23 protein-coding genes are annotated in these 26687 nt (G+C 60.8%); 6 read left to right on the plus strand and 17 right to left on the minus strand.

What is annotated here, in order from left to right; genetic code table 11:
* Positions 1-29: 29 nt before the first annotated feature.
* From RBA41_RS26815 to RBA41_RS26835, 5 genes are all read right to left on the minus strand, one after another.
* Positions 30-1235, minus strand: a complete 1206-nt coding sequence (locus RBA41_RS26815) for an ABC transporter substrate-binding protein (RefSeq protein ID WP_306627401.1) — start codon at positions 1233-1235, stop codon at positions 30-32.
* A 55-nt stretch (positions 1236-1290) separates the two neighbouring features.
* A complete protein-coding gene (locus tag RBA41_RS26820) occupies positions 1291-1998 on the minus strand; it encodes an ABC transporter ATP-binding protein (protein ID WP_306627402.1) in 708 nt (235 codons plus the stop codon).
* The gene (locus RBA41_RS26825) at positions 1998-2768 is read right to left on the minus strand and encodes an ABC transporter ATP-binding protein (protein WP_099873318.1); all 771 of its coding nucleotides are present in this window, start codon (positions 2766-2768) and stop codon (positions 1998-2000) included. The genes RBA41_RS26820 and RBA41_RS26825 overlap by 1 nt, the downstream gene beginning before the upstream one ends.
* A gap of 171 nt (positions 2769-2939) precedes the next feature.
* On the minus strand, positions 2940-4571 hold the full coding sequence (locus RBA41_RS26830; RefSeq protein WP_306627403.1) for a GMC family oxidoreductase: 1632 nt from the start codon (positions 4569-4571) through the stop codon (positions 2940-2942).
* Positions 4572-4592: 21 nt separating this feature from the next.
* Positions 4593-5630, minus strand: coding sequence for an NAD(P)H-dependent flavin oxidoreductase (locus RBA41_RS26835; protein ID WP_306627405.1), 1038 nt, complete (start codon positions 5628-5630; stop codon positions 4593-4595).
* Positions 5631-6607: 977 nt separating this feature from the next.
* Between RBA41_RS26835 and RBA41_RS26840 the strand changes: the two genes are divergently transcribed.
* Entirely contained in the window at positions 6608-7420 is an 813-nt protein-coding gene (locus RBA41_RS26840; protein ID WP_306627406.1) for a 5'-methylthioadenosine/adenosylhomocysteine nucleosidase, read from the plus strand.
* Here RBA41_RS26840 and ald read toward each other — a convergent pair.
* Together ald and putA are read right to left on the minus strand one after the other, a co-directional pair.
* Positions 7390-8505, minus strand: a complete 1116-nt coding sequence (gene ald / locus RBA41_RS26845; RefSeq protein ID WP_306627408.1) for an alanine dehydrogenase — start codon at positions 8503-8505, stop codon at positions 7390-7392. The two genes, RBA41_RS26840 and ald, sit on opposite strands and share 31 nt — an antisense overlap.
* A gap of 32 nt (positions 8506-8537) precedes the next feature.
* Complete coding sequence (gene putA, locus RBA41_RS26850) at positions 8538-12185, minus strand: trifunctional transcriptional regulator/proline dehydrogenase/L-glutamate gamma-semialdehyde dehydrogenase (protein ID WP_306627410.1); 3648 nt, start codon at positions 12183-12185, stop codon at positions 8538-8540.
* 218 nt (positions 12186-12403) lie between these two features.
* Here putA and RBA41_RS26855 point away from each other — a divergent pair, with 218 nt between their 5' ends.
* Both RBA41_RS26855 and RBA41_RS26860 read left to right on the plus strand, forming a co-directional pair.
* A complete protein-coding gene (locus RBA41_RS26855; protein WP_054265452.1) occupies positions 12404-12859 on the plus strand; it encodes an Lrp/AsnC ligand binding domain-containing protein in 456 nt (151 codons plus the stop codon).
* Between the two features lie 140 nt (positions 12860-12999).
* The gene (locus RBA41_RS26860) at positions 13000-14562 is read left to right on the plus strand and encodes a methyl-accepting chemotaxis protein (protein ID WP_306627413.1); all 1563 of its coding nucleotides are present in this window, start codon (positions 13000-13002) and stop codon (positions 14560-14562) included.
* A gap of 46 nt (positions 14563-14608) precedes the next feature.
* Here the strand turns inward: RBA41_RS26860 and RBA41_RS26865 are convergent, their stop codons facing one another.
* The gene (locus tag RBA41_RS26865; RefSeq protein WP_306627414.1) at positions 14609-15559 is read right to left on the minus strand and encodes a LysR family transcriptional regulator; all 951 of its coding nucleotides are present in this window, start codon (positions 15557-15559) and stop codon (positions 14609-14611) included.
* A gap of 144 nt (positions 15560-15703) precedes the next feature.
* On the opposite strand from RBA41_RS26865, the gene RBA41_RS26870 reads away from it, so the two are divergent.
* On the plus strand, positions 15704-15991 hold the full coding sequence (locus tag RBA41_RS26870) for a hypothetical protein (protein WP_306627416.1): 288 nt from the start codon (positions 15704-15706) through the stop codon (positions 15989-15991).
* An 85-nt stretch (positions 15992-16076) separates the two neighbouring features.
* Here RBA41_RS26870 and RBA41_RS26875 read toward each other — a convergent pair whose 3' ends face one another.
* The 5 genes from RBA41_RS26875 to RBA41_RS26895 form a co-directional block, all read right to left on the minus strand.
* Complete coding sequence (locus RBA41_RS26875; RefSeq protein WP_306627419.1) at positions 16077-16664, minus strand: chalcone isomerase family protein; 588 nt, start codon at positions 16662-16664, stop codon at positions 16077-16079.
* 444 nt (positions 16665-17108) lie between these two features.
* On the minus strand, positions 17109-17384 hold the full coding sequence (locus RBA41_RS26880; protein ID WP_306627421.1) for a YfhL family 4Fe-4S dicluster ferredoxin: 276 nt from the start codon (positions 17382-17384) through the stop codon (positions 17109-17111).
* Between the two features lie 14 nt (positions 17385-17398).
* A complete protein-coding gene (gene coaD / locus RBA41_RS26885) occupies positions 17399-17896 on the minus strand; it encodes a pantetheine-phosphate adenylyltransferase (RefSeq protein WP_054265447.1) in 498 nt (165 codons plus the stop codon).
* A 120-nt stretch (positions 17897-18016) separates the two neighbouring features.
* On the minus strand, positions 18017-18661 hold the full coding sequence (gene rsmD / locus RBA41_RS26890) for a 16S rRNA (guanine(966)-N(2))-methyltransferase RsmD (RefSeq protein WP_306627423.1): 645 nt from the start codon (positions 18659-18661) through the stop codon (positions 18017-18019).
* Between the two features lie 135 nt (positions 18662-18796).
* Entirely contained in the window at positions 18797-19687 is an 891-nt protein-coding gene (locus RBA41_RS26895) for a DUF6279 family lipoprotein (RefSeq protein ID WP_306627425.1), read from the minus strand.
* A 27-nt stretch (positions 19688-19714) separates the two neighbouring features.
* Here RBA41_RS26895 and glmU point away from each other — a divergent pair, with 27 nt between their 5' ends.
* Positions 19715-21091, plus strand: coding sequence for a bifunctional UDP-N-acetylglucosamine diphosphorylase/glucosamine-1-phosphate N-acetyltransferase GlmU (gene glmU, locus RBA41_RS26900; protein WP_306627426.1), 1377 nt, complete (start codon positions 19715-19717; stop codon positions 21089-21091).
* Positions 21092-21234: 143 nt separating this feature from the next.
* On the opposite strand, the gene RBA41_RS26905 is transcribed toward glmU, so the two are convergent.
* From RBA41_RS26905 to RBA41_RS26915, 3 genes are all read right to left on the minus strand, one after another.
* Positions 21235-22431, minus strand: coding sequence for an ABC transporter permease (locus tag RBA41_RS26905; protein WP_306627427.1), 1197 nt, complete (start codon positions 22429-22431; stop codon positions 21235-21237).
* Complete coding sequence (locus RBA41_RS26910) at positions 22428-23174, minus strand: ABC transporter ATP-binding protein (RefSeq protein WP_306627429.1); 747 nt, start codon at positions 23172-23174, stop codon at positions 22428-22430. The genes RBA41_RS26905 and RBA41_RS26910 overlap by 4 nt, the downstream gene beginning before the upstream one ends.
* A gap of 107 nt (positions 23175-23281) precedes the next feature.
* Positions 23282-23749: an Lrp/AsnC family transcriptional regulator gene (locus RBA41_RS26915; protein ID WP_099873292.1), complete on the minus strand. Its 468-nt coding sequence runs from the start codon at positions 23747-23749 to the stop codon at positions 23282-23284.
* A gap of 162 nt (positions 23750-23911) precedes the next feature.
* Between RBA41_RS26915 and glmS the strand changes: the two genes are divergently transcribed.
* Positions 23912-25741, plus strand: a complete 1830-nt coding sequence (gene glmS, locus RBA41_RS26920) for a glutamine--fructose-6-phosphate transaminase (isomerizing) (RefSeq protein ID WP_306627430.1) — start codon at positions 23912-23914, stop codon at positions 25739-25741.
* 198 nt (positions 25742-25939) lie between these two features.
* Here glmS and RBA41_RS26925 read toward each other — a convergent pair.
* Positions 25940-26687: MFS transporter (locus RBA41_RS26925; protein WP_306627432.1), on the minus strand; the 748-nt coding region annotated here is incomplete at its 5' end.

Genomic DNA, 26687 nt, shown 5'->3' on the forward strand with positions numbered 1-26687 from the left:
CGACGGTGGATATTCGAACGCGACCTAACTTACTTCCACAACGCGCACTTCGTCTCCGCCTTGGTCGTATACGCCTGCGCGCCAGGAATGGTCGCGACGACCTTGTAGTAATCCCACGGATACTTCGATTCCGCCGGCTTCTTCACTTCCATCAGGTACATATCGTGCACCATGCGGCCATCCGGACGGATCTCGCCGCCCTTGGTGAACATGTCGTTGATCTTGGTCTTCTTCAACTGCGCCATGACCTTCTCGCTGTCGTCGGTCCCGATCGCCTTGACCGCGTTCAGGTAGTTGGTCGCGGCCGAGTAATCGGCGGCTTGCAGCATCGACGGGAACTTCTTCATCTTGGCGAAATAACGCTTCGACCAGGCCCGGCTTTCCGGGCTCTGATCCCAATACCAGCCATCGGTCAGATACATGCCTTGGGTCATGTTCAATCCCAAGGTGTGGATATCATTGATGAACACCAGCAAACCAGCCAGCTTCATCGACTTGCCAACACCAAACTCATTGGCTGCCTTGACCGCATTGATCATGTCGCCGCCGGCATTGGCCAGGCCCAGAATCTGCGCCTTCGAGCCCTGCGCCTTGATCAGGAAGGACGAGAAATCCGACGCCGACAGCGGATGCTTGGACGTGCCCGCCACCGTACCGCCGGCCGCCTTGATCACCTCGGTCGTATCTTTTTCAAGCGACTGGCCGAAGGCATAATCGGCGGTCAGGAAATACCAGTTCTTGCCGCCCTGCTTCACAATCGCGCCGCCTGTTCCACGTGCCAACGCCACCGTGTCGTAGGCGTAGTGCACGGTGAACGGCGAACATTCTTCATTGGTCAGGCGGGCCGTGCCGGCGCCGATCGACATGAAGACTTTTTTCTTCTCGGCCGCAATCTTGGCCATGGCCAGATTGGCGCCCGAATTGGTGCCGCCGATTAGCATGTCGACACCTTGCTGGTCGAACCATTCGCGCGCCTTGCTGGCGGCGATATCGGCCTTGTTCTGGTGATCGGCGAAAACGAATTCGATCTTCTTGCCGTTGATATTGCCGCCCAGGTCGGCGATCGCCATCTTGACCGCTTCCGCGCCGCCAGCCCCGTCAACGTCGGCGTACACGCCGGACACGTCGGTCAGCATGCCGATCTTGATGGTGTCGTTCGAAATTTGCGCCTGGGCTGGGAGGGCGAAGCCGAGGCATGCTGCGCTGGTGGCTAAAGCAATGATGTTACGTTTCATATTGTCTCCATTGAGGATGTAAGTATGGTCCTGCTGGCGGGCTGTCGCTATCCTGCTATACGCCCAGCAGCTCGGTGAGAACCGGCATCTTGGCGCTCAGTTCCGACGAAGCAAAGGTCTCGACAATCTGACCGTGCTCCACCACGTAAAACCGGTCCGCCAGCGGTGCGGCGAAGCGGAAATTCTGTTCCACCATGACGATGGTGTAGCCCTTGGCCTTGAGCGTGGTAATCATGCGCGCGAGTCCTTGCACGATCACCGGCGCCAGGCCTTCGGAAATTTCATCGAGCAGCAACAGGCGCGCACCGGTGCGCAAGATGCGCGCCACTGCCAGCATCTGCTGCTCGCCGCCGGACAGGCGCGTGCCCGGACTGTTTTTTCGTTCCAGCAAATTCGGGAACATCTCGTAGATCTCGGCCACCGACATGCCGGCGTCGCCGCCGGCCAGCTGCGGCGGCAGCATCAGGTTTTCTTCGGTCGAGAGCGAGGAAAAAATCCCGCGCTCTTCGGGGCAATACCCGATGCCCAGATGGGCAATCTTGTGCGTCGGCAGGCCGATGGCTTCAACGCCGTTGACCTTGATCGACCCGGTGCGCGCCCCGGTCAAGCCCATGATCGCGCGCAAGGTGGTCGTGCGCCCCGCGCCGTTGCGGCCCAGCAGGGTAACGACTTCGCCCTTGTTGACCAGTAAGTTGACGTTGTGGAGGATGTGCGATTCGCCGTACCAGGCTTGCAGATTCGAAATTTCGAGCGCCGCGGTCATCAGTGCGCTCCTTCGAGTTCGGTGCTGGTCGTGCCCATGTAGGCTTCCATCACCTGCGCATTGGTCGAGACTTCGGCGTAGCTGCCTTCGGCCAGCAAGGCGCCGCGCTGCAGCACGGTAATCTTGTCGCAGATGCCGGAAACCACGTTCATATTGTGTTCCACCATCAGGATCGTGCGGCCGGCCGAGACTTTTTTGATCAGCTCGGTGACGCGGTGCACATCCTCGTGGCCCATGCCCTGGGTCGGCTCGTCGAGCAGCATCAGCTCGGGCTTCATCGCCAGGGTGGTGGCGATTTCCAGCGCGCGCTTGCGTCCATACGGCATGTCGACCGTGACGGTATCGGCGAATTCGGTCAGGTCGACTTCGGCCAGCAACTCCATGGCGCGCTCGTTCAGGAGCGAGAGCGAGCGTTCGCTGCGCCAGAAATGGAAAGAGGTACCCAGCTCGCGCTGCAGGCCGATGCGCACATTCTGCAGCACGGTCAGGTGCGGAAACACGGCGGAAATCTGGAACGAGCGGATGATTCCCATGCGCGCGATCTGGGCCGGGTGAGCGGCGGTGATATCTTTTCCGTTGAACAGGATCTGGCCCGACGTGGGCACCAGGAATTTGGTCAGCAGATTGAAGCAGGTGGTCTTGCCGGCGCCGTTGGGTCCGATCAGCGCATGGATGTGGCCACGCTGGACGGTGAGGTTAACATCATTGACCGCGGTAAAGCCCTTGAACTCTTTGGTCAGGTTCTTTGTTTCCAATATGACATCTGTCATTGTGTCTCCGGTTTATTTTCATACCGCTTTGAAAACTTTTTTGTTCGATAATACACACAATGGTTTTTGGTCACAATACAGTATAACTACCATGCCGCAAGCTGTGATGCCTATCAGGCAAGCGACATGGAAGTGCAACTTTGCGCCAGTTTTGCAGTCTACCTGGATCGCCTATTTGGCCTTGGCCGCTTCAGCCATAAGCTGCGCCGCGCGTTCGGCAATCATGATGGTGGGGCTGTTGGTATTGCCGGACGTGATCAGCGGCATGACCGAGGCGTCGACCACGCGCAGTTTTTGCACGCCGTTCACGCGCAATTGACTGTCGACGACGGCCATCGGGTCCCCTGCCCTGCCCATCTTGCAGGTCCCGACCGGGTGGAAAATCGTCGTGCCGATCTGGCCGGCGGCGTCGGCCAGTTCTTCTTCCGTACGGAACGCGATGCCGGGCTTGAATTCCTCCGGCGCATAGCGCGCCAGCGCCGGCGCGGCCACAATCTTGCGCGTCAGCGTCAGTGCGGCCGCCGCGGTCTTGCGGTCTTGCTCCGTACTCAGGTAATTCGGCGTGATTTTTGGCGCGGCATAGGAATCGCTGGAGGCGATGCGCACATGCCCGCGCGATGTCGGGCGCAGGTTGCACACGCTTGCCGTGAACGCGGGAAACGGGTGCAAGGGATCGCCAAATTTTTCCAGCGACAAAGGCTGCACGTGGTATTGCAGGTTCGGGGTGGCCTGACCCGGATCGGACCTGGCAAACGCGCCCAGTTGCGACGGCGCCATCGACATCGGTCCGCTCTGGAACATCGCGTATTCGATGCCGATCTTCATCTTGCCGAACCAGCTCGCGGCCGTGGTGTTCAGGGTGCGCGCATTGCTGACTTTGTAGATCATGCGCAGCTGCAAATGATCCTGCAAGTTATCCCCAACCCCGGGTGCATCGACATGCACCGCCACGCCCGCATCGCGCAGCAGCGCCGCCGGCCCGATGCCCGACAGTTGCAAAATCTGCGGTGAACCGACCGCGCCGGCGGTCAGCACAGTTTCACGGACGGCGGTCGCCGTGAACGCCGTGCCGCCGCCGGTAAATTCGACCCCGCGGCACACTTTGCCCTGTTCTGTATCTTCGATGATCAAACGTTCCACGTGACAACCCGTCATGATGGTCAGGTTGGCGCGCTTGGCGGCCGGCTTGAGGAAAGCCTTGGCCGTGTTCCAGCGGATGCCGCGCTTCTGGTTGACATCGAAATAGTTGCAACCGTCATTGTCACCGCCGTTGAAATCCTCGATTTTACGGATGCCGGTTTGTTCCGCGGCATCGCGAAACGCGTCGAGCAATTGCCACGACAGGCGTTGCTTCTCGACCCGCCACTCGCCGCCGCTGCCATGCAGTTCGCTGGCCCCGCCGTGATAATCCTCGCTCTTCTTAAATAACGGTAAAACCTTGTCCCAGCTCCAGCCGGCGTCGCCAGTCAGTTCGGCCCAACGATCGTAATCCTGCGACTGGCCGCGCATGTAGATCATGCCGTTGATCGAGGAACTGCCGCCAAGGACTTTGCCGCGCGGGTAAATCAGCGAGCGTCCGTTCAGGCCGGCGTCGGGTTCGGTCTTGTACAGCCAGTCGGTGCGCGGGTTGCCGATGCAATGCAGATAACCGACCGGAATGTGGATCCAGACATAGTCGTCGCGCCCGCCCGCTTCGATCAGCAGCACATTGGTCTCGCGGCGCCGGGTCAGGCGGTTGGCCAGTACGCAGCCGGCGGTGCCGCCGCCGACAATGATGTAGTCGTATTCTCCTGCCGATTCCAAATGCTGCTCCTCGTCTCGTTTTTATGATGTGCGCATCTCGGCCACCAGCATTTGCATCAGTTTCGCTACCGGCATCGGCCGCGCCCGGCGGATTTCGGCACCCGCCCAGAGCGACATCAGTTCGGTATCGCCGCGTTCGGCAGCGGCTGCGCGTATGCCCGTGGTCAATGCGTTTTGGACAGGATACGCTGGAACTTGCTTCTCGACACTTTCCATCTTGCGCATGAAGGTGTTTTCCAGTCCGCGCGCGTAGCGGCCGCTGAAGGCGCGGGTCAGGCGGGTGGGCGTGTCGCGCGCCTCGATCAGCCGCTGTTTATAGGCGGGGTGGATGCCGGATTCGTCGGTCACAAGAAATGCGCTGCCCATTTGCACCGCCTGCGCGCCCAGTGACAGCGCTTCGGCGATATCGACCCCGGTCATGATGCCGCCGGCGGCAATCATTGGAATCTTGACCGCCTCGGCAACCTGGGACCAGAGTGCTTTTCCGCCCAGGGTGGCGTCTTCTTGCGGGCCAAGAAAGGTCCCGCGATGACCACCCGACTCGATTCCCGATGCAATCACGGCGTCGGCGCCCACGTTTTCCCAGGCCAATGCTTCATCCACGGTGGTGACCGTGCCCATGACGTAGATCCCCGCATCGTGCAGGCGCTCGACCTGGATTGGGGTCAGGATGCCGAAGGTAAAACTGGCGGCCGCCGGACGCAGTTCGATCAAGGTATCGAATTGTGCATCGAAATCCTGGCACCACTGCGATGGTATCGGCAATGTATCCCAGCCAAGGCTTTCCCAGACCGGGCGCAGCAGTTCAACGGCGGCGTTCACCTCTTCCGTACTTGGGGAAGGTGTCTGGAGAACAAACAAATTCAGCAAAAACGGCTCATCGGTCATCGACCTGAGCCGGCCTACCTCGTCACGCAACGCAGCAGGTGACAGCAACGACGCGGCCATGCAGCCCAGTCCACCGGAATTCGATACCGCGGCCACCAATTCGGCCCGGCTGGCGCCGCCAGCCATCGGGCCTTGCAAAATTGGAAACTTAAACAATGCGTGCAGCTCCATACCACCTCCATCAACGTTCACAGGGGCCTGTGGATAAGCCTATTGATATCCACAGGCACCGATTGTGGATAAACGCGACTTTATTCACAGGCCAAAATTTGTCCCAGATTGGTACCAGCCGGATACAGGGCTGATCACCGACTTATACCTCTCGCAAGCTCATGATTTCGTACAGGTTTTTGCCATTATCCACAGAAAAACGCACCTGTTAACAACTACTACTAAATCTATATTTAACCTTTTTAGGTAAACCATCAAGACCTTTGAAAAACGAAAACCAAAAACCCGGGCCCCCTGAAATCCAAAAAAATTTTCTTTGCTTAGCAAAAAGCGAAAGTTTCCAAAAAAAAAAGAATCGGCCACAAAAACGTGCCGGTCACTTTTCTGAAGACGAAAAAAAGAGCCGCGAACGGCTCGTCTGACTGGCAGCACATGTGGATAAGTCGATGGATATCCACAGGATGAGATGTGCAAAACCATCGACTTTGTTCACAGGCAAATTTTTGTCCAACAGTCATCCTTCGAAGATACAGGTCTTTTCCAGCGACTTTTTCGATGCGTAAACTACTGATCCTGTTGATAAAACCGGACTTATCCACACAAAAACCGCCGTTTACTATCACTACTAAATTTGTATACATACTACTTATATAAAACCCTAAACCCCGGCAAAGCGGTGCATAACCTCGAAGTCATCCACAGCGAAATCCTCCAAAAGCCAAAAAACCCTGAAAAACAGGCGTTTACGAGCACATCCTGGTAAAAACGCAGAACCGTCAATGCACTGAGAAGCTCCTGAAGGCACCGCCAAGGCCATGGAAGCGCTGGTGGACCGCAAGCCGGGACTGTCTGCAGAAATCGACGCTGGCGGCCTCGTACGCGTCTTCCGAAGCTTGCAGTGCACGTAGAACTGTTTATCCTTGTGGAAAACTCACGACTTACCCACATGCACGTTCACCAAAAAGGTTCTGCAAAGCATGAATTCAGGCAAAAACATACGTTTAGGCATCATTAGTGCCTTGCACGAAGAACAGGAAGGGCTCGTGGAAGCCATGCAAGGCCCCGCCACGCTCATCCATGGCATGCGCAACTACGCATCAGGACAAGTCGTGGGAATCGACGCTGTGTGCGTCCTGTCGCGGATTGGCAAGGTTGCCGCCGCCATGACCGCGACAACGCTTGTGGAAAAGTACGGAGTTACCCACATCCTGTTCACCGGCGTTGCCGGCGCCGGGGATGCTGGCGTGAAGGTGGGCGACATCGTGGTGGCCGAATCGCTGGTCCAGTACGACATGGATGCCAGTCCCCTGTTTCCGCGTTTCGAGGTGCCGCTGACCGGCTTGTCGCACTTCCAGTCGGATTTGCACATGAGCCAGCGGGTCGCCAGTGCCGCGCTTGAATTTCTGGATAAGGACTTCGACACGGTGATCGACGGGGTGGAACGCAGCGAATTCGGCCTGGAGCGGCCACGGGTGCACCGCGGCCTGATTGCCAGCGGCGATCAGTTCATCAGCAAACGGGCGCACCTGGCGCAGTTGAACGGGTCGCTGCCAGGCTTGCTGGCGGTGGAAATGGAAGGAGCGGCAGTGGCCCAGGTGTGTTTCGAGCTGGGCATTCCGTTTGCGGTGATCCGGACGATTTCGGATAACGCGAATGAAGAGGCGGCGACCGATTTCATGCGCTTCGTGAAATCAGTCGCCTCCCGTTATGCTTTTCATATCGTCACGCGTTTCTGCGCCGACCTGAAAAGCCGGCCGAATCAGCCCAGCAGGGAGTCGGCTGGGGTGTAGTCGTAACCGAGTGCCTGGGCAATCGCCGCGTAGGTGACTTTGCCTTGGCAGACATTCAGGCCGTTTTTCAGATGCACGTCGTCGGCCAGGGCTTTTTTCCAGCCCTTTTCCGCCAGCGCCACCGCATGGCCGATCGTCGCGTTATTCAATGCGAAGGTCGACGTGCGCGCCACCGCACCCGGCATGTTGGCCACGCAGTAATGCACCACGCCGTCGACGATATAGGTCGGATCGGCGTGCGTGGTCGCATGCGAGGTTTCAAAACAGCCGCCCTGGTCGATCGCCACATCGACCACCACCGCGCCCGCTTTCATCTTCGAAATCATCGCGCGCGTGACCAGCTTCGGCGCCGCGGCGCCCGGAACCAGCACGCCGCCGATCACCAGGTCGGCCGACAGCACCGCTTCCTCGATCGACTGGGCATTGGAATACTGGGTCGAAATCCGGTTGCCGAATACCAGATCGAGCTGGCGCAGGCGGTCGATGCTTTTGTCGAGCACCGTCACCCGCGCGCCGGTACCCACCGCCATTTGCAGCGCATTGGTACCCACCACGCCCGCCCCGATAATCACCACATGGCCGGCTGCCACGCCGGGAACGCCGCCAAGCAGCAATCCCATGCCGCCTTTGGATTTTTCGAGATGGGCGGCGCCGGCCTGGATGGCCATGCGCCCCGCCACTTCGCTCATGGGAGCGAGCAGCGGCAAACCGCCGCCGGCGCCGGTGATGGTTTCGTACGCAATGCAAATGGCGCCCGATTTCACCAGCGCCGCCGTCTGGTCCGGATCCGGCGCCAGATGCAGATAGGTGTACAGAATCTGGCCGTCGCGCAGCATCGCGCATTCGACCGGCTGCGGTTCCTTGACTTTGACGATCATGTCGGCGCGCGCGAAAATCTCTTTCGCGTCGTCGACAATGCTCGCACCGGCGGCGACGTACTGCTCATCGGATAACCCGATCTCAGCGCCCGCATTTTTCTGAACCAGTACCTGGTGCCCGCGCGAGCTTAATTCGCGCACGCTCGGCGGTGTCAGGCCGACCCGGTATTCGTGATTCTTGATCTCTTTTGGAACGCCTACAATCATGTCATCCTCCAAGGGGTTTTATATTTGAATCATTACAGACCTAAAGTCATCAGGCTTGCGTTTCCGCCAGCCGCAGTGGTATTGACGCACAGTGCGCGCTCGGCCACCATGCGCCACAGCGCAATCGCACCTTCTTCCGAGGTATCGATCACGCCGACAATCGCTCCCTGGCGGCTTGCCAGCACCGGCCACAATTCGGCCGTCAGCGACGCTTCCACCAAGGCAATCTGAAACTGGCATTCCGCCGTATCGGCCCCGCTCACAAAGGTGATGCGGTCCGCCACTTCCGGCGGCAAGCCTTCGGGAATGACTTCCTTCGCGCGCGCCAGCACAATCGCCTGATTCCCTGTTGCCAGGCAAGCCGCCAATTGATTAAGCAATACGCCAGGCGTTGCCGCCGCACACAGAATGGCGCCGCGCGGGGCAAACGACAAGTCGTTGCGTTCGCCTGTCGGACCAGGCAGGCTCAGGCTGGTGCCGGCGAGCGTGGTGCGCATGTATTCCTCGGCCAGGGTGACCACGTGGCCGTGGCCGTGGGCTTTGGCCCACACCAGCAAGGCATCCAGGCCCGGCGTGGCCTGGCGTTCATGCTGCAGCAGCGCCGGCGCGGCGCGCTGCAGGCGCTTGAGGTACAGCGGGCCGCCCGCTTTCGGTCCCGTTCCGGACTGGCCTTCGCCGCCGAACGGCTGCACGCCGACCACGGCGCCGACGATATTGCGGTTCACGTAGATATTGCCGACATGCGCGCGCGAGGTGATGAAATCGATCGTCTCATCGATGCGCGAATGCACGCCCAGCGTGAGGCCGAAACCGGTGGCGTTGATCGAGTCGATCAGCTTCGGCAAATCGGCGCGGCGATAACGGATGATGTGCAAGACCGGGCCGAATACCTCGTGTTTGAGTTCGGACAAGGAGCCGATTTCGAGCACGGTCGGCGCCACGAAGGTGCCTTGCGCCGCCACTGCCGCCGGCACTTCCAGCGCAAAATGGTTTTTGGCGGTCGGCTTCATGCGCTCGATATGGCGCAGCAGGTTTTGCTGTGCTTCCGCATCGATTACCGGGCCGATATCGGTCGCCAGGCGATCCGGCACGCCCACGCGCAATTCCTGCATCGCGCCCTTGAGCATCTTGATGGTTTTATCGGCGATTTCCTGTTGCAGGAACAATACGCGCAAGGCCGAGCAACGCTGGCCGGCGCTATCGAACGCCGACGTCATCACATCCTGCACCACCTGTTCCGGCAAGGCCGACGAATCGACGATCAGCGCATTCTGGCCGCCCGTTTCGGCGATCAGCGGGATATCGCAGGATTCCTTGACCGAGCGCACCGCCAGGGTGCGGTTGATCAGCTGCGCCACTTCGGTGGAGCCGGTAAAAATCACGCCCTTGACGCGCGAATCGGCGGTCAGGCCGGCGCCAACCACTTCGCCGCGGCCCGGCAAGAATTGCAGGGCCGCTTTCGGAATCCCCGCTTCATGGAACAGCTGCACTGCGCGATAAGCGATCAGCGGCGTTTGTTCCGCCGGTTTTGCCAGCACCACGTTGCCAGCGGCAAGCGCCGCCGCCACCTGGCCGGTAAAGATCGCGAGCGGGAAATTCCACGGGCTGATACAGGTGACCGGACCGAGCGCCAGCACATGCTGCGTACCGTGCACCTGGGCCGCGTAATAGCGCAGGAAATCGACCGCTTCGCGGATTTCGGCAATCGCATTCGGCAGCGATTTGCCGGCTTCGCGAATGGCCAGCGCCATCAGTTCCGGATAGTTTTCCTCGAACAGATCGGCCACGCGCGAGAGCATCGTTGCACGCGCCGTCGGCCCCGTGGTTTGCCAGTCCATGGCGTAATTGCTGGCGCTGTGCAGCGCCGTTTCCACATCGGCCGCACTGGCATCGCTCACTTTGCCAACCACGTCGGCATGCAGCGCCGGATTGCATATCTGCGCAGGCGCGCCTGCCACCACGGGGCCGTCGATCAATGGCGCGGCGTGGTAATTGCGCGGCTGTGCCAGTGCGGTGCCGATATTGCGCAGCACATCTTCATTGGTCAGGTCGAGGCCGGCCGAATTCTTGCGTTCCGCATTGAACAGGGCAAGCGGCAAGGCAATGCCCGGATGCGGCGCACCGCCCTGCGCGCGCGATGCCTCGAACGGATCGGCGATGAGCGATTCGATCTGTACCTTTTCATCGACGATCTGGTTCACGAACGAGGAATTGGCGCCGTTTTCCAGCAGGCGGCGCACCAGGTAGGCGAGCAGCGTTTCGTGCGAACCGACCGGCGCATAAATGCGGCACGGCTTATCCAGGTTGGCTTTGCCGACGACCTGGTCGTACAGCGTTTCGCCCATGCCGTGCAGGCACTGGAATTCGTAATCGGTGATGCCATCCTGCTGCGCCCAGGTGTAAATCACCGACAGGCTGTGCGCATTGTGGGTCGCGAATTGCGGGTACAACAGGCTGCTTGCGCCGAGCAGTTTTTTGGCGCAGGTCAGGTACGACACATCGGTGTACACCTTGCGCGTATAGACCGGATAACCGGGCATGCCGTCGACTTGCGCGCGCTTGATTTCAGCGTCCCAATACGCGCCTTTGACCAGCCGCACCATGAATTTGCGGCCGCTGCGGCGCGCCAGGTCGATCAGGTAATCGATCACGAACGGGCAGCGCTTCTGGTACGCCTGCACCACGAATCCGATACCCTCGAAACCGGCCAGTTCCGGATCGAACGCCATCGCTTCCATCATGTCGAGCGAAATTTCCAGGCGGTCGGCTTCTTCCGCATCGATATTGATACCGATGTTGTACTGCTTGGCCAGCAATACCAGGCTGCGCACGCGCGGCAGCAGTTCGCTCAGCATGCGCGCATGCTGTGCCCGGCTGTAACGCGGATGCAGGGCCGACAGCTTGACCGAAATGCCGGGACCATCCTTGATGCCGCGCCCGTTCGATGCCTTGCCGATCGCGTGGATCGCCGTTTCGTACGAGGCGTAATAGTTCTTCGCATCCGCTTCGGTCAGGGCCGCCTCACCCAGCATGTCGTAGGAATAGCGGTAGCCGCGCTGCTCGTTCTCGCGGCTGTTCTTGATCGCTTCGCCGATGGTCTGGCCGGTCACGAACTGGTTGCCCAGCATGCGCATCGCCAGGTCCACGCCCTTGCGGATCAGCGGCTCCCCGCCTTTGCCGATCAGTTTGGTCAGCGCGGAACCGAGTCCGGTCTCGCTGCTGGTGCCGACCAGCTTGCCGGTAATGAGCAATCCCCAGGTGGCGGCGTTGACGAACAGCGAGGGCGATTCGCCCAGGTGCTTGCGCCAGTCGCCCTTGCTGATCTTGTCGGCAATCAGGCGGTCGGCGGTCTGGCTGTCGGGGATGCGCAGCAGCGCTTCAGCTAAACACATCAGTGCGACGCCTTCTTCGGAAGACAGCGAGAATTCATGCATCAGCGCGTCGACGCCGGACGAACGCGTGCGTTTTTCGCGCACGGCCGAGACCAGGCGGTGCGCCAGCGTGTGCGCTTCCGGATGGGCTTGATTGCCCTGCCCCAGCAGCCAGGCGACGGCCTCGGCTTCATCGCGCCGGTAAGCGGCGGTGATGGCGGCGCGCAGCGGCGTCTGGTCCGGTTTGATTTCGGCCAGCAGCGCAGAGAAGGGAACGAAGGGGGTGGCCGAAGCAGCGGCAGTTTGCATTGAGAACTCTTTACTAGGATTAGACGAATCGGAAAGACGATACCGCGCACCTCCGGCGCGGCTTTTCCGGGAAGGCAAGCCACGCTGGAAGTGCGCGAAAAGATGATTCGATTGTAGAGTGAAATCTTCTGGATTAATTCTGGTATTACAGAAGACTAGCAATAGATAGTTTTTGGTGAGACAATTTCACCAAATAAAATTTATTGCGGAGATCTCGAATGCTGGACAAGATTAGCAAGAAAATTCTGTCGGAACTACAAAGCGACGGCCGGATCAGCAACGTGGAGCTCGCGGCGCGGGTGAACCTGTCGCCGGCGGCTTGCCTGGAGCGGGTGCGCAAACTGCACGAATCGGGCTATATCATGGGCTACACGGCCCAGCTCAATCCCCAGTTGCTCGACGTCTCCCTGCTCGTTTTCATCGAAGTGGTGCTCGACCGCACCACGCCCGAAGTCTTCGATGCCTTCAAGAATAGCGTACAAATCATCCCTGAAGTGCTCGAATGCCACATGGTGGCCGGCGGCTTCGACTATCTGGTGAAGGCGCGCGTCAAGGACATGGCGGCGTATCGCGAATTCCTCGGCAAAACCTTGCTCCAGAAAGGCGTGCGCGAAACCCATACCTACGCTGTCATGGAAGAAGTGAAAAATACCACTAAACTGCCGATCAAATAAGCACTTGGTGGAAATGTTTTTCTTTGGACACATTGCCTTGCAAATGCGTTGAGCTTCCTTTGCTTATGCTGTAGGTTATGAATCTCGACTACCGGGATACTCAGCTGTACCAGGGACGCCAGCGGCGGCCAGAGGAAGACATGAAGCAACTTCAATCGAAGTCGGCACGGCTCGCGCTCGGCTGCTGCGGCGCTGCCGCCGGCGGCGTCCTCGCTGTTTTCCTGCTCGGCCTTGCCGCCGGTCCGGCGCTGGGGCTCGTGCCCGCGGCTGCCATCTCGGGCGTGGTCAGCCTTGGACTCTTCCTTCTCCTGCAAAAGAACGGCGATGGCGACCATAGCCAGGAGTTTATCGCCGTTGTCGGTCATTCGATCGACGACATCATGATCGGCGCCGCCGAAACCTCGTATTTTGTCGACTCGGTCAAGAAAAAGATCGAGAAAGACGTGCAGACCGCCGTCGGCATCGTCGCCAGCGCCGAAGACGTGGCGCACACCACCGAGCAGATCGCCATCAATGCCGAGCGCGCCGCCACGGTGGCGGCCGAAGTGCGCAGCGAAAGCGTGGCCGGCCGCGCCGAGGTGGCCGAAGGGCTCAGGCGCATCAGCAGCGCCCGGGTCGACGCCCAGCAGGCCGCCAGCACCATGAGCGCGCTGCAGGAAAAGTCGAAAGCCATCACCGGGTTTACCGACGTCATCACCGAAATTTCCGCACGCACCAACCTGCTGGCGCTCAATGCCGCGATCGAAGCGGCGCGCGCCGGCGAACACGGGCGCGGGTTTGCGGTCGTCGCTGGTGAAGTGCGGCAACTGGCGCACCGCACCCGTGAGGCTGCCGGCGAGATCAGCATGATGGTGCGGGCGATTAATGAACAGGCGGCAACAGCGAGCGTCGGCATGGCCTCGCTGGCCACGGTGGTGAGCGAGGCGGCCGGCAATGTGGAGCGGGTTCACGGTTTCCTGGGCAATATCGAACGTTCCTCTGGCGTGTCGGAGTCGGAAATCGGGCAGATTGCGGGGGCGGCGCGCACGCACGTGGAAACGACGCGCGGCATTTCCAGCGCGCTGACGCAGATCCGCGACAGCATGTTGTCGACCAATGCGGAGTTGCCGCGCGCGACAGGCTCGGCGATGGCGCTGGCCGAGAAGGCGGAATCGATTGCCGGGGCCATGGGGGAGTCCATGCTTGCGACATCGCACGATGCGATCCGTATGGCGGCGCAGCAGGCCGCGGCCGAGGTAGGACAGTTGTTCAGTGCGGCGATCAAAGCGAGCCAGATCAGCCACGAGGCGCTGTTCGACCGTCGTTACAAGCCGATTCCGAATACCGATCCACCCAAGCACAATACGCGTTTCGATGCGTTTACCGACCGCGTGCTGCCGGCCTTGCAGGAAGGGTTATTGGCAAGCATGCCGCAACTGGCCTATGCGGGGGCGGTGGATAATAATGGCTACTTCCCGACCCACAACAAGAAGTTCTCACAGCCCCTGACGGGCGATTACGATGTGGATATCGTGAACAACCGCACCAAGCGGATTTTCAACGACCGTACCGGGTCGCGCTGCGGATCGAATACCAAGCCGTTTTTGCTGCAGACCTACAAGCGCGATACGGGGGAAGTCATGCACGACTTGTCGGTGCCGATTTATGTGGATGGGAAGCACTGGGGCGGGTTCCGGGTTGGTTATCGGTCGGCGGCCAAGTAGGTATCGATCCTGACACCTGCTACCGTCGTTCCCGCGCCGACTCGACTCAATCGCTATTCGCCACCCCTCTCAAGTTCGTCGTATTCATCCCCTCCAAATGCTTGCGCAGCCATTTATGCGCGGGGCTGCGGGCGTCGCGCTCGTGCCAGAGCATGTCGAGGTGTACGGCCGGCAAACTGAACGGCAGCTCGCGCCACACCAGCGCATCGGTCATCCCGGTCGAGGCGATCAGGTGCTTCGGCAGCACGGTAATCAAATCCGAATTGGCCACCACCCGCCCGGCCGTGAAGAACTGGTTCACCGTCAGCAAAATGCGCCGCTCGCGTCCCAGCTGCGCCAGCGCTTCGTCCACCAGGCCATGCGCGCGCCCCGAAAAGCTGACCAGCAGGTGATTCGCCGCGCAGTAATTTTCCATCCCCAGTTCCACCTTGGCGAGCGGATGATTCTTGCGCATCACGCACACGTAATGCCCCGAATATAGCCGCTCATGGCGGATCGGTGAACTGGTGTCGCTCGACAACTGCGCGGCCACGCCAGGGAAAAACCCCACCGCCAGGTCGATGTCGCCGCGCAGCAGCATCGGCCGCGGTTCGCGCGTCGTCAGCGGCACCATGCGCACATTCACGCCCGGGGCCTCGCTCTCGATCGAACGCATCAGCGAGGGCAGCCAGAACGCCGCCGTGGCGTCCGCCATCGCCATGCGGAAGGTCGCATGCGCCTTGGAGACGTCGAAGGTTTCCGGGGTCACAGCCGCTTCCAGTCCGGCCAGGGCCTGGCGCACGGCCGGCCACAGCGACTCGGCGCGCGGGGTCGGCTTGACGCCGTAGGCTGTGCGGATGAGCAATTCGTCGCCCAGACTCTCGCGCAAGCGCTTGATCGCGTTCGATACCGCCGGTTGCGTCATGGCCAGATGGCCGGCCGCGCGCGTCAGGTTTTGCTCGGTCATCACCGCGTCGAACACACGCAGCAGGTTCAGGTCCAGCGTCAGAAAGCTCATGGCGATTCAGAAAAGTTGGCGATTAGGTATCATACCGCAATCCATTCACCATTAATATAATTGATATGGGATTTTGGAATTGGATTTATATGTTGCGTTGCACTATAGTTGATACATAACAACTGCTACTGCGATTTCAACATCATGTCTAATTTGCTGCAAACCACGGGCGAGACCGCCTTCTCGCTGCTGCCGCTGCTGCGCGGCGTGGGCTTGGTGCTGGCGATCGCCGCGCTCGCCCTGTTCTTCAAGCCTTTGCTGGTCGGCATCTTCCGCGCGCTGGTGCTGGTGGTGCATCCACGCCTGAGCAAGGACCAGCTCGCCGCCCGCCGCAATATGCGCAACGCCAAAGTGCTGCAACGAATGACGAATTCTTCTTCCGGCAACGCCAGTCTCACGGCCGAACTGCGCGCCATGGCCGCCCGTTCCTGATCGTCAGCCAGCCGCGCAAGCGGCTGCACAAAAAAAAAGCGGCGCCTGGAACATTCCGGCGCCGCTTTTTTATTGACCAGGGATCTTATTTCCCAGAGAGCAAAGCTGTCTTCAAGCTGGTATCGACCGGACGCTCGCCCATCCAGATGCGCAAGATCGCGTTGTAGAACAACATGTCGGGTACGACTTCGCCGATTTTCCTGCCATTGAACTCGCATTGGGTACCGGTGCCGGGAATCCAGTCCAGGTGCAGGACGTCGCCCTTCTTCAATACTTGCAGCAGGCCGAACATTTCGCCGAATTTGCTGATCTGCGAGACGATCTGGGATTTCTCATCGTTATTGAGGTTGTTATTCAGGCCGTTCATGAAGGCGTCGCCGAAATCGTCCGACGTCAGGTCGCGCATCAGCACGAGGCTGACGCGGCGCGGGCCATCCATCTTCATGATCTCAGGGAACGATTTGCTCTTTTCCGGCAGGTACAGTGCGGTGACATATACCTTGGCCACGAATTTCTGGCGCATCCCGTAGCCATTGAGCTTGAGATCCTTGCCGGCGATCTTGATGGTGTCTTCCAGCTTGACGCCGCTGATCTCCGCCGCGGAGGCACCCTGGCCGAAGGCGCAAGCGAGAACTATACCTGCCAGCAAGCCTTTGAAAGTGAATCTGTTCATTGCGATCATGGTGTCTCCAGTGATTAATCTGTTTTTGTTCCGCATGAAAAACGCTCATGCCGGCCTGCGGCTTGCCGGCATCAAGTTAGTCGACCGGCACGCCAGCATCTTCCTTCAACGCAGCAGCGGGCACGACGGTAGACAAAGCCATAGCGCCATCGTATTTACGCGGCGGGTATTATAGTCTTTACGTACGGTCGAGATGGTGCCGGAATGTGCGCTGCGAGGAAAATTTAATGTAGGCGAACTAATAGACTAGGTAAATATACCATTGTATTGCTCAAAAAAATTGCCGTAGAGGCATTTTATGCAGGTTTTATGATGATTTCAAGACAAATCCGTGGCTCAAAAGGCACAGGAATGTATAACTTGATAATACCGCTTGGTAGGGCTGGAGTGGGCCTGGCGGGGCTGCTGCCCCACCGCTGCGTCAGACGCTGTCGCTCAGGGGAGCGGCGACGCCGGGGCATCCTTGCCCGCGGTCAGGCGCTCGTACTTGGCGCGCAACTGTTCCGGCGTTTCGCGCCAGGCCGGGTTGAATGGAATGCAGCTGACCGGGCACACCTGCTGGCATTGCGGTTCATCGAAGTGGCCGACGCATTCCGTGCACTTGTCGGGGTCGATCTCGTAGATCTCGGCGCCCATGTAGATGGCGTCGTTCGGGCACTCGGGCTCGCACACGTCGCAGTTGATGCAGTCGTCGGTAATCAGTAAGGCCATGATTGCTCAGCTTTTTATTCGGAAGGCGGCGCCATGGTGGCGATCTTCTTCTGCAACCAGCGGTCGACCGATGGAAACACGAACTTGGAGACATCGCCGCCCAGCATCGCAATTTCGCGCACGATGGTGCCGGAGATGAACTGATACTGGTCCGATGGTGTCAGGAACAGCGTTTCGACGTCCGGCAGCAGGTAGCGGTTCATGCCCGCCATCTGGAACTCGTATTCGAAGTCCGACACGGCGCGCAAGCCGCGCACGATGACGCGGGCGTCATGCTTGCGCACGAAATCCTTGAGCAGGCCCGAAAAACTCTCGACCCGCACGTTCGGATAATGGCCCAGCACCTCGTTGGCAATTTCCAGGCGTTCGTCCAGCGAGAAAAACGGGCGTTTGTTCTTGCTGTCGGCTACGCCCACGATCAGGCTGTCGAACAGCCCGGACGCACGGCGCACCAAATCCTCATGACCACGCGTGAGCGGGTCAAAGGTTCCTGGATAAACGGCTACAACCATTGCGGCTCCCTAGAGATGCACCAATATAGAACGCGCATTATGCCTGAAATTCATGCGCGGTCCCCGCGGCGGCATATGGCGGGGATGATCGCGGCCGAACAAACCGCTGGCCGATCGTGATTACGCTGCCGTTTTGCGCAGCTTGAGCAGGTAATAGAACACGATGCCGGCCTTGTCATTACGCACCGCTTCCCACGGCGCGAGCCAGTCGGGCACGGCGCTGCCGTCTTCCGGTTCGAACGGCAGCGGCGCGCCGGATTCGGCATACACCAGGCCATCTTCGGCGAGCAGGCCGGCGGTCAGCGGCAGGCTGCGCTCGAGCAGGTTTTGCTGGTAGGGCGGATCGAGGAAGACCAGCTGGAAGCGCTGGCCGCGCAGCGCCATGTTTTGCGCGCTGGCCAGGGCGTCGCCGCGGACCACCTGGACGTTGTCGGCCTTGAGCTTGATCTTCACGTCATCGAGCTGGCGCACCACTGGCGTATGGCTGTCGATCATGGTCACCGAGCGGGCGCCGCGGCTGGCTGCCTCGAAACCGAGGGCGCCGCTGCCGGCGAACAGGTCGAGACAATCGGCCCCGGCCCAGTTGGCATCCCACAGGTGGTTGATCCAGTTAAACACCGTTTCGCGCACCCGGTCCGGGGTGGGCCGCAGGCCGAGCGCGTCGAGCACGGGCAGCGTCGAGCGCTTCCAGGCGCCGCCGATGATGCGGACTTGTTTCGGAGGCGGCGGACGGTGCACCGGGACTTTGGCGGGTTTCTTTTGCATGGCGACGAGGGGGGATTGCTGATCCGGCGCACTATATCACGGGGGGTGTGATGCGTTGCAGGGCGGCGGCGGGGGAACCGGCACCCGCCGGGGGCCGTGTCGGCTTGGGCGGGTGCGAGGGTAACGCGGGTTTGCTTACTTGGTTTGGGCAGCCAGGGTGTTGAAGTCGCTGATCCATCCCTGCATGCGTTTCTGCGCATGGGCTTTCTGCTCCGGCGTGGCAATTTTCACCGCGGTCAGGATCATCTGCATCGTGCCGTCGGTGGAGGTATCGAAAAATTGCTTGTTCTCCGAACCGCGCGCCAGCATATCCTTGATCAAGCCTTGCACCAGCGGCGCCGCCGCTTCCTTGCCCAGGTTTTCCTTGTCGATCTTGCGCAGCACCGTCAGGATCCTTTGCTGGCGCCGGATACGGTCGTCAAGCCAGATCTGGTTGTTCAGCGGACGCGCATCGGATGCCTTGCGCAGAATGGCTTCCTGATCCCTGCTGAAGTCGCCGAACCACAGGTCGAACTGTTCCATCGATTTCTTGAAACGCTTCTCCTGCATATCCTCGACGCTGCCACGGATGAACTTCTTGCGGAAGGTCTCGTTGTTCTTGTCGAACTTCTTTTCAATGTGCGCGAGCTGCTCCGGCTTGATCGACAGCGCCAGGTCGGTCAGTTCCGGCAAGGCCTTTTGCGCCAGCAACTCGGTGCGCGCCATGATGTCGCGGTAATCGGCATCCAGGTCAGCCTTGCTCAGGTTGCCCGCGAGTTGGCGCTGGGCATTAGTGAGGATGTGGACGTAGTCCTTCAACTGGGTCTGGCGATGCCATTTGAACAGCTCCTTGATATCCTGCTTGACCTCCGGCGCCTGCTCCGAATCGAGGTCGACATAGGCGTCCAGCCACCAGTACAGCAAGGTGTCGCCCTGGTTGTAGGCCAGTTTGATGCCGCTGCAGGCGGTCAGTACGGCCACCATGGCCACCAGGCAAAGAACGCGAAAGCGCTGGGAAAGTGGTTCCTGCGTGTTAAACTTTTTCATTTATTAACTCTTTTTGAACGAACGCTTATGAACGTAGTGATTCTTGCCGCTGGAATGGGAAAGCGTATGCAGTCTGCGCTGCCGAAAGTGCTGCACCCGCTGGCGGGCAAACCCCTCCTGCAGCATGTGATCGATACGGCAAGGGCACTTGCACCGAGCAAATTATGCGTTATTTACGGGCACGGCGGCGCAGCGGTGCCCGAGATGCTCAAACGCCAGGACAGCACGGGCCATGCCGCCATCGATACCGCCCTGCAAGAACCGCAGCTCGGCACCGGCCATGCCGTCAGCCAGGCCGTGCCCCAGCTCGATGAGGATGTCCCGACCCTGATCCTGTACGGCGACGTGCCGCTCACCGCCGTGGCCTCGCTCAAGCGCCTGGTCGATGCCGCCGGCACCGACAAGCTCGGTATCCTGACCGTGGTGCAGGCCAATCCGTTCGGCCTGGGCCGCATCGTGCGCGAAGGCGGCACGATTACCCGCATCGTCGAGGAAAAGGATGCCAGCGAAGCCGAGCGCGCCATCTGCGAAATCAACAGCGGCATCATGGTCGCGCCGACCCGTCACCTGAAAAAGTGGCTCGGTTCGCTGTCGAACAATAACGCGCAGGGCGAGTATTACCTGACCGATATCGTGGCCCGGGCGGTGGAGGATGGCGTGCCGGTCGTGTCGGCCAACCCGTCGGCCGAGTGGGAAGTTGCCGGCGTCAACAGCAAGGTGCAGCTCGCCGAGCTGGAGCGCCGTCACCAGCTCAATATTGCCAATGCGCTGCTGGAAAAAGGCGTGACCCTGCTCGACCCGGCCCGCATCGATGTGCGTGGCGAACTGATTTGCGGCCGCGATGTGACCATCGATGTCGGCTGCGTGTTCGAAGGCCGCGTGGAACTGGGCGATGGCGTCAGCGTGGGCGCACACAATGTGCTGGTCAACGCGCGCATCGCCGCGGGAACCAATATCAAACCGTTCTGTCATATTGAAGAGGCGGTGGTGGGTGCCAAGTCGGTCATCGGGCCGTATGCCCGCTTGCGTCCGGGTACCGAGCTGGCTGAAGATGTCCACATCGGTAACTTTGTCGAGATCAAGAACAGCCAGATCGCGGCGCACAGCAAGGCCAACCACCTGGCCTATGTGGGCGACGCCACGGTTGGTTCGCGCGTCAATATCGGCGCGGGGACGATCACCTGCAATTACGACGGCGCCAACAAGTTCCGCACCGTGATCGAGGATGATGCATTTATCGGCAGCGACAGCCAGCTGATCGCCCCGGTTACCGTCGGCAAGGGTGCGACCCTGGGCGCCGGTACCACGCTGTCCAAAGATGCGCCAGCCGGCAAGCTGACCATCTCGCGCACCAGGCAGGTGACCATCGATAACTGGACGCGTCCGGTGAAGGTCAAGAAGTAAGGTGAACCAGCTCAGGCATGACGCAAGGTCGTGGCCTGAGCTTCAAGAACGTCACTCCCGCGCCGGGCGCCGCCCTGGCGCGGCGCAGGCGCTATCGGGGCGGGCGGTTATGTCGTTCATGCGGCGTGCGCGCAGCATCGCGCTCACGCCGCCAGCGCCGCCGCGATATTCCCGCGTGCCGCCTTGAACGCCGGCACCAGCGCCGCCATCAAGGTCACCGCCAGCACCGTCACCACCGCCATCATCATGCGGTTCACATCGAGCTCCACCGGCATCGGCAGCGCAAAGGCGCGCTGCGTTTCCTCCTGGACAGTCACTCTGTTGATGATCCACGCAATGACCCCGCTCGCCACCAGACTGACAGCCACGCCCGCCACCGCCATGCCCAGCGCTTCGGTGACCAGCATCAGGAACACCGAATGGCTGCGCATGCCCAGCGCGCGCAAGGTCGCCACTTCACGGCGCCGTTCCAGCGCATTGATCGACATGGTGGCGGCAATGGTCGCCGCAATGACCGCGAACACCATGCCGGCAATGCTGTCGAACGCCAGGTCGGACGCACTGCGCGCGCGCATGTAGGCCTGCGACAATTCCTGCCAGGTGCGCACCTCGGCGCCCACCCCCGCCTTGCGCAGCGCCGCCATCACCACCGTGCGCTGCTGTTCCAGCTGGTCCGGGTCGGACAGGAACACCACGAAGCGCTCGCTGCGGTCGGTGTTGAGCAAGTCCTGCGCCAATTCCAGCGGCATCAGCAGCGAGCGGACGTTGTCGTCGCGGCCGGGCAGCGCGTACACATCGACCACCTGGGCCATGACGTGCCTGGGCGCCGCGTCGGCTACCGCCGCGGTCAGCGTCAGCGGGCTGCCCACGCGCAAGGCGAGCGCACGGGCCTTGGCCTGGCTGATGGCAATGCCATTGCTGACGCCGGGCTGCAGCTTGCCGGGCGCGCCTTGCAGGCCCGGCACCACCGATTCATCGGGCACGCGCATGCCCTGCCCGCCAAACGTGGCCGAGCGCTCGGCCGTGGCGGCGATCCCGGCCACGCTGATTTCCGGCACCACCAGCGCGATGCCCTTCACCCGCGCCAGCACGGCCCGCGCGCGCTCCGCTTCCTCCGGGCCGAACAGGCGTGGCTCGCCCGCGGAAGCGGCGGGAATAACGGTCAGGTGGCCCATCCGTTCGCCGATCACGGCCTGGTACTCGATGCCGGCGCGGGTGCTGGCGATATTGCCCGCAAACAGGTCGAGCACGCACAGGCTGGCCCCGATCAGCACGATCGCCAGCACGCTGCGCGTGCGTCCCAGCATCAGGGTGCGCAGGGCCAGCCGGTACGGGCTCATAGCTTGACCCGGAACGGCTCGCGGCCGGCATCGGCCAGCACGGCGTGCAGCCGCCCGTCGTGCAGCTGCAGCGTGCGTGTGACGCGGCTGAGCTGGCGCTGGTCGCGGGTCGAGACGATGAAGGCGGTGCCGTATTCGTGCTGCTGCTGGGTGAACAAATCCATCACCAGGCGGATGCAGGCGCTGTCCAGGCGCGAGGTGGGCTCGTCGGCCAGCACCAGGCGCGGCTTGGCCAGCAGCGCCCGCGCAATCGCCACGCGCTGGCTCTGGCTGGCATCGAGCCGCGGCGGGTAGGTGTTGGCGTGGGTCGCCAGGCCAAGCTGGCCCAGGAGCTCGTCCGCGCGGGCATGGGCGGCCTGCAACTCCTTGTGTTCCAGGCGGCCGCGCAACATCAGCGGCAAGAGCACGTTTTCGCGCGCGGTCAGCACCGGAATCAGGGTGAACGCCTGGAACACGAAGCCCATCATTTCGTTGCGCAGGTCGGCGCGGGCCTGTTCCGGCAGGCGGGCGATCAGCAGGTTGGCGATCACGACGCTGCCTTCGTTGGCATATTCGAGCATGCCGATCAGGTTCAGCAAGGTGGTCTTGCCGCTGCCCGCCGGACCGCAAATGACCACCATTTCCGCCATGCCCACCTGCAGGTTGACGCCGTCGAGCGCATGCACGGCGGACAGCCCGCCGCCGTAATACTTGTGCACGCCCGTCAGGCGCACCAGCCCAGCGTGTTCCAGGATGTCATTCATCGCTCCACCTCCCGTCTCGTCTCGTCCGGCGTCCACCAGGACGCGCAGCAGCTTCGAGTAGAACCTGTTTCCGGGGGGCTGCCGTTGAGATTGCTCAATTGCAATAATCAGACGGCGATGCGGGTCTCGAACTTGCTGCGGAAGGTAGAGAAATACGCTTTCACGTTCCGCACATTGGTGCGCGTGGCGAACAGGCGGTGCGCCAGCGCGTGGTAGGCGGGCATGTCGGCCACCTGGACGATGAGCACGAAATCCGGCCCCGGGGCGACCCGGTAGCATTGCAGCACGGCCGCTTCGGCCGCCACATGCTGCTCGAACTCGTCCATGCGCTCGGCGGCCTGCACATCGAGCGTGATCTCGACGATGGCGGTCAGGCGCGCGCCCACCTTTTCCGGCGCCACAATCGCCACCTGGCGCTCGATGACGCCGCCCTCGGTCATGTACTTCACCCGGCGCAGGCAGGTCGGCGGCGACACGTGGACCAGCTCGGCCAGCTCCGCATTGGTATGCGATGCGTCAAGCTGAAGGATATTCAAAATGCGACGGTCGACGTCGTCAAGATCATTGGCATTCATGGATTTTGTGGATCAGCAAAGAATATGGTCGATAAATGAAATATAAATTCATGCTCTGTGATTGATGAAATAGTTACACAATATTAGATCAAATTAGAAAGCATATTTCATGGTAGCTCAACTACGATCTGCGCATTCATTCATTTTCAGATCGAGGTCATCATGTGCGGTATCGTCGGAGCAGTAGCACAACGCAACATCACTCCCATCCTGGTCGAGGGCTTGAAGCGGCTTGAGTACCGCGGCTACGATTCGTGCGGCGTCGCGCTGCACGTCGACGGCAAGCTGCAGCGTTCGCGCAGCACCTCGCGCGTGGCCGACCTCGAAACCCAGATCGACAGCGTCGGCCTGCAAGGCTTCACCGGCATCGCCCACACCCGCTGGGCCACGCACGGCGCGCCGGCATCGCACAATGCGCACCCGCACTTTTCGCCAACCGAAGAGAACGCCCGCATCGCGCTGGTCCACAACGGCATCATCGAAAACCATGACGAGCTGCGCGCCGAACTGACCGCCCTCGGCTACGTGTTCCAGAGCCAGACCGATACCGAAGTCATCGCCCACCTGGTCGACCACATGTATGGCGGCGACCTGTTCGAGACCGTCCAGCTGGCCGTCAAGCGCCTGACTGGCGCCTACGCCATTGCCGTGTTCAGCCGCGAAGAGCCGCACCGCGTGGTTGCCGCGCGCCAAGGTTCGCCGCTGATCGTCGGCGTCGGCCAGGGCGAGAACTTCGTCGCCTCCGACGCCATGGCGCTGGCCGGCACCACCGACCAGATCATCTACCTGGAAGAAGGCGACGTGGTCGACCTGCAACTGGCCAAGGTCTGGATCGTCGACGTCGACGGCAAGCCGGTCGAGCGCGAAGTCAAGACCGTGCACGCGCACACCGGCGCTGCCGAGCTGGGCCCGTACCGCCACTACATGCAGAAAGAAATCTTCGAGCAGCCGCGCGTCATCGGCGACACCCTCGAAGGCGTCACCGGCATCATGCCGGAACTGTTCGGCGACAACGCGTTCAAGGTCTTCAAGCAGATCGACCGCGTGCTGATCCTGGCCTGCGGCACCAGCTACTACTCGGGCCTGACCGCCAAGTACTGGATGGAATCGGTGGCCAAGGTCCCGGTCCAGGTCGAGATCGCCAGCGAATACCGCTACCGCGACAGCGTGCCGCATCCGAACACCCTGGTGGTGACGATTTCGCAAAGCGGCGAAACGGCCGACACCCTGGCCGCGCTCAAGCATGCGCGCAGCCTGGGCATGGTGCACACCCTGACCATCTGCAACGTGGCCACCAGCGCCATGGTGCGTGAATGCGCCCTGTCGTACATCACCCGCGCCGGCGTGGAAGTGGGCGTGGCATCGACCAAGGCCTTCACCACCCAGCTGGCCGCGCTGTTCCTGCTGACCCTGACCCTGGCGCAAGTCAATGGCCGCTTGAGCGATGAAGAAGAAGCGACCTACCTGAAAGAAATGCGTCACCTGCCGGTCGCCATTTCCGCAGTGCTGGCGCTGGAACCGCAGATCATCGCCTGGGCCGACGACTTTGCGCGCAAGGACAATGCGCTGTTCCTGGGCCGCGGCATGCACTATCCGATCGCTCTGGAAGGTGCCTTGAAGCTCAAGGAAATTTCGTACATCCACGCCGAAGCGTATCCCGCTGGCGAACTCAAGCACGGCCCTCTGGCGCTGGTCACCGATGAAATGCCGGTGGTGACGATCGCCCCGAACGATGCGCTGCTGGAAAAACTGAAATCGAACATGCAGGAAGTCCGTGCACGCGGCGGCCAGCTGTACGTGTTCGCCGACGTCGATTCGCGCATCACCTCGGGCGATGGCTTGCATGTGATCCGCTTGCCGGAACACTACGGCCTGCTGTCCCCGATCCTGCACGTTGTGGCGCTGCAATTGCTGGCGTATCACACCGCGCTGGCCAAGGGCACGGATGTGGACAAGCCGCGCAATCTGGCCAAGTCGGTGACGGTGGAGTAAAAGTTGCTTGATTGCGCTGGCCGCTGTGGACGAACAATAAAGTCGGACACAAGACAATAAAGTTTGACACTAGCTGCCCCACGGATATTCTCCGTTGCACGAGCCCATGTGTGCCGCAATTGCGGCCACATGGGCTTTTTTAGTGTCGGAGGTACAAAGGAGCAGCACACATCGTCAGTGGTTCGTAAATTGTAGCCGTCAGGAATTTTCCGTGACCTGCGCCGACAGTTGGGCCGGTTTTGCGATTGCCGCCAGGTAGAACAGTAAAGACACCACTGAAAAAATCAACAAGGTCAACAGTAGCGACCCTGTTGATCCGGAGCGAAGAATAGCTGCGGCCGCCAGTGGTCCAGCTGCTTTTGAAAGCAACGACGGACCGGCCATGGCGCCTGAGATCGCCCCGTAATTTTCTCTGCCGTACAGTGCCTGTGGAATCGTGCCCCGGACGATCGTGATTATTCCGTTGCTTAGTCCGTACAGGACACAAAACCCGGCAACCGCCCATGCCTGAAGGCCGTACAAGAGCAGTATCGTCAATGCGGCTGGCAAAGCCGCGAAGGTGAACTTGCCGATCGTCTGGGGTAGCGCATTGCGGGCAATCGTGCGCTCTCCTATCCTCCCCACCACCTGCATCGGGCCGATCAGTGCGGCAACGAAGACGGCGAATGATAGTGGATGTCCGAAGGTAGTCAGCAGCGGGATCAAGTGGACCGAGAGCGCGGAAAACGTGAACGTATTGGCGGCGAATGCCATAGCCAGTTTCCAGAAGGAGGCGAGGCGCAATGCCTGCGCCAAGGTCAGACTACGCGTGGCGGCGCCAGCGGCCTGGCGCTGCGGTCGTTCATCACGGCCGAGGCACAGATGCAAAGGAAGGCACACGAGCAGTTGCGCCACGCCGAACCAGAAATAGGTACCGCGCCAGCCTAGCGTATTGCTCAGGTAAAGT

The organism is Massilia scottii (assembly GCF_030846495.1).
In the GTDB taxonomy this organism is placed as follows: domain Bacteria; phylum Pseudomonadota; class Gammaproteobacteria; order Burkholderiales; family Burkholderiaceae_D; genus Telluria_A; species Telluria_A violaceinigra.

Bases quoted from the DNA above. Each gene is read 5' to 3' on its own strand.
- RBA41_RS26870 (WP_306627416.1), top strand. From the start codon at position 15,704: ATGTCTAATTTGCTGCAAACCACGGGCGAGACCGCCTTCTCGCTGCTG.
- RBA41_RS26825 (WP_099873318.1), bottom strand. From the start codon at position 2,768: ATGACAGATGTCATATTGGAAACAAAGAACCTGACCAAAGAGTTCAAG.
- ald (WP_306627408.1), bottom strand. From the start codon at position 8,505: ATGATTGTAGGCGTTCCAAAAGAGATCAAGAATCACGAATACCGGGTC.
- RBA41_RS26820 (WP_306627402.1), bottom strand. From the start codon at position 1,998: ATGACCGCGGCGCTCGAAATTTCGAATCTGCAAGCCTGGTACGGCGAA.
- RBA41_RS26815 (WP_306627401.1), bottom strand. From the start codon at position 1,235: ATGAAACGTAACATCATTGCTTTAGCCACCAGCGCAGCATGCCTCGGC.
- RBA41_RS26840 (WP_306627406.1), top strand. From the start codon at position 6,608: ATGAATTCAGGCAAAAACATACGTTTAGGCATCATTAGTGCCTTGCAC.
- glmS (WP_306627430.1), top strand. From the start codon at position 23,912: ATGTGCGGTATCGTCGGAGCAGTAGCACAACGCAACATCACTCCCATC.
- RBA41_RS26865 (WP_306627414.1), bottom strand. From the start codon at position 15,559: ATGAGCTTTCTGACGCTGGACCTGAACCTGCTGCGTGTGTTCGACGCG.
- RBA41_RS26855 (WP_054265452.1), top strand. From the start codon at position 12,404: ATGCTGGACAAGATTAGCAAGAAAATTCTGTCGGAACTACAAAGCGAC.
- putA (WP_306627410.1), bottom strand. From the start codon at position 12,185: ATGCAAACTGCCGCTGCTTCGGCCACCCCCTTCGTTCCCTTCTCTGCG.
- rsmD (WP_306627423.1), bottom strand. From the start codon at position 18,661: ATGCAAAAGAAACCCGCCAAAGTCCCGGTGCACCGTCCGCCGCCTCCG.
- RBA41_RS26915 (WP_099873292.1), bottom strand. From the start codon at position 23,749: ATGAATGCCAATGATCTTGACGACGTCGACCGTCGCATTTTGAATATC.
- coaD (WP_054265447.1), bottom strand. From the start codon at position 17,896: ATGGTTGTAGCCGTTTATCCAGGAACCTTTGACCCGCTCACGCGTGGT.
- RBA41_RS26895 (WP_306627425.1), bottom strand. From the start codon at position 19,687: ATGAAAAAGTTTAACACGCAGGAACCACTTTCCCAGCGCTTTCGCGTT.
- RBA41_RS26860 (WP_306627413.1), top strand. From the start codon at position 13,000: ATGAAGCAACTTCAATCGAAGTCGGCACGGCTCGCGCTCGGCTGCTGC.
- glmU (WP_306627426.1), top strand. From the start codon at position 19,715: ATGAACGTAGTGATTCTTGCCGCTGGAATGGGAAAGCGTATGCAGTCT.
- RBA41_RS26875 (WP_306627419.1), bottom strand. From the start codon at position 16,664: ATGAACAGATTCACTTTCAAAGGCTTGCTGGCAGGTATAGTTCTCGCT.
- RBA41_RS26910 (WP_306627429.1), bottom strand. From the start codon at position 23,174: ATGAATGACATCCTGGAACACGCTGGGCTGGTGCGCCTGACGGGCGTG.
- RBA41_RS26905 (WP_306627427.1), bottom strand. From the start codon at position 22,431: ATGAGCCCGTACCGGCTGGCCCTGCGCACCCTGATGCTGGGACGCACG.
- RBA41_RS26880 (WP_306627421.1), bottom strand. From the start codon at position 17,384: ATGGCCTTACTGATTACCGACGACTGCATCAACTGCGACGTGTGCGAG.
- RBA41_RS26835 (WP_306627405.1), bottom strand. From the start codon at position 5,630: ATGGAGCTGCACGCATTGTTTAAGTTTCCAATTTTGCAAGGCCCGATG.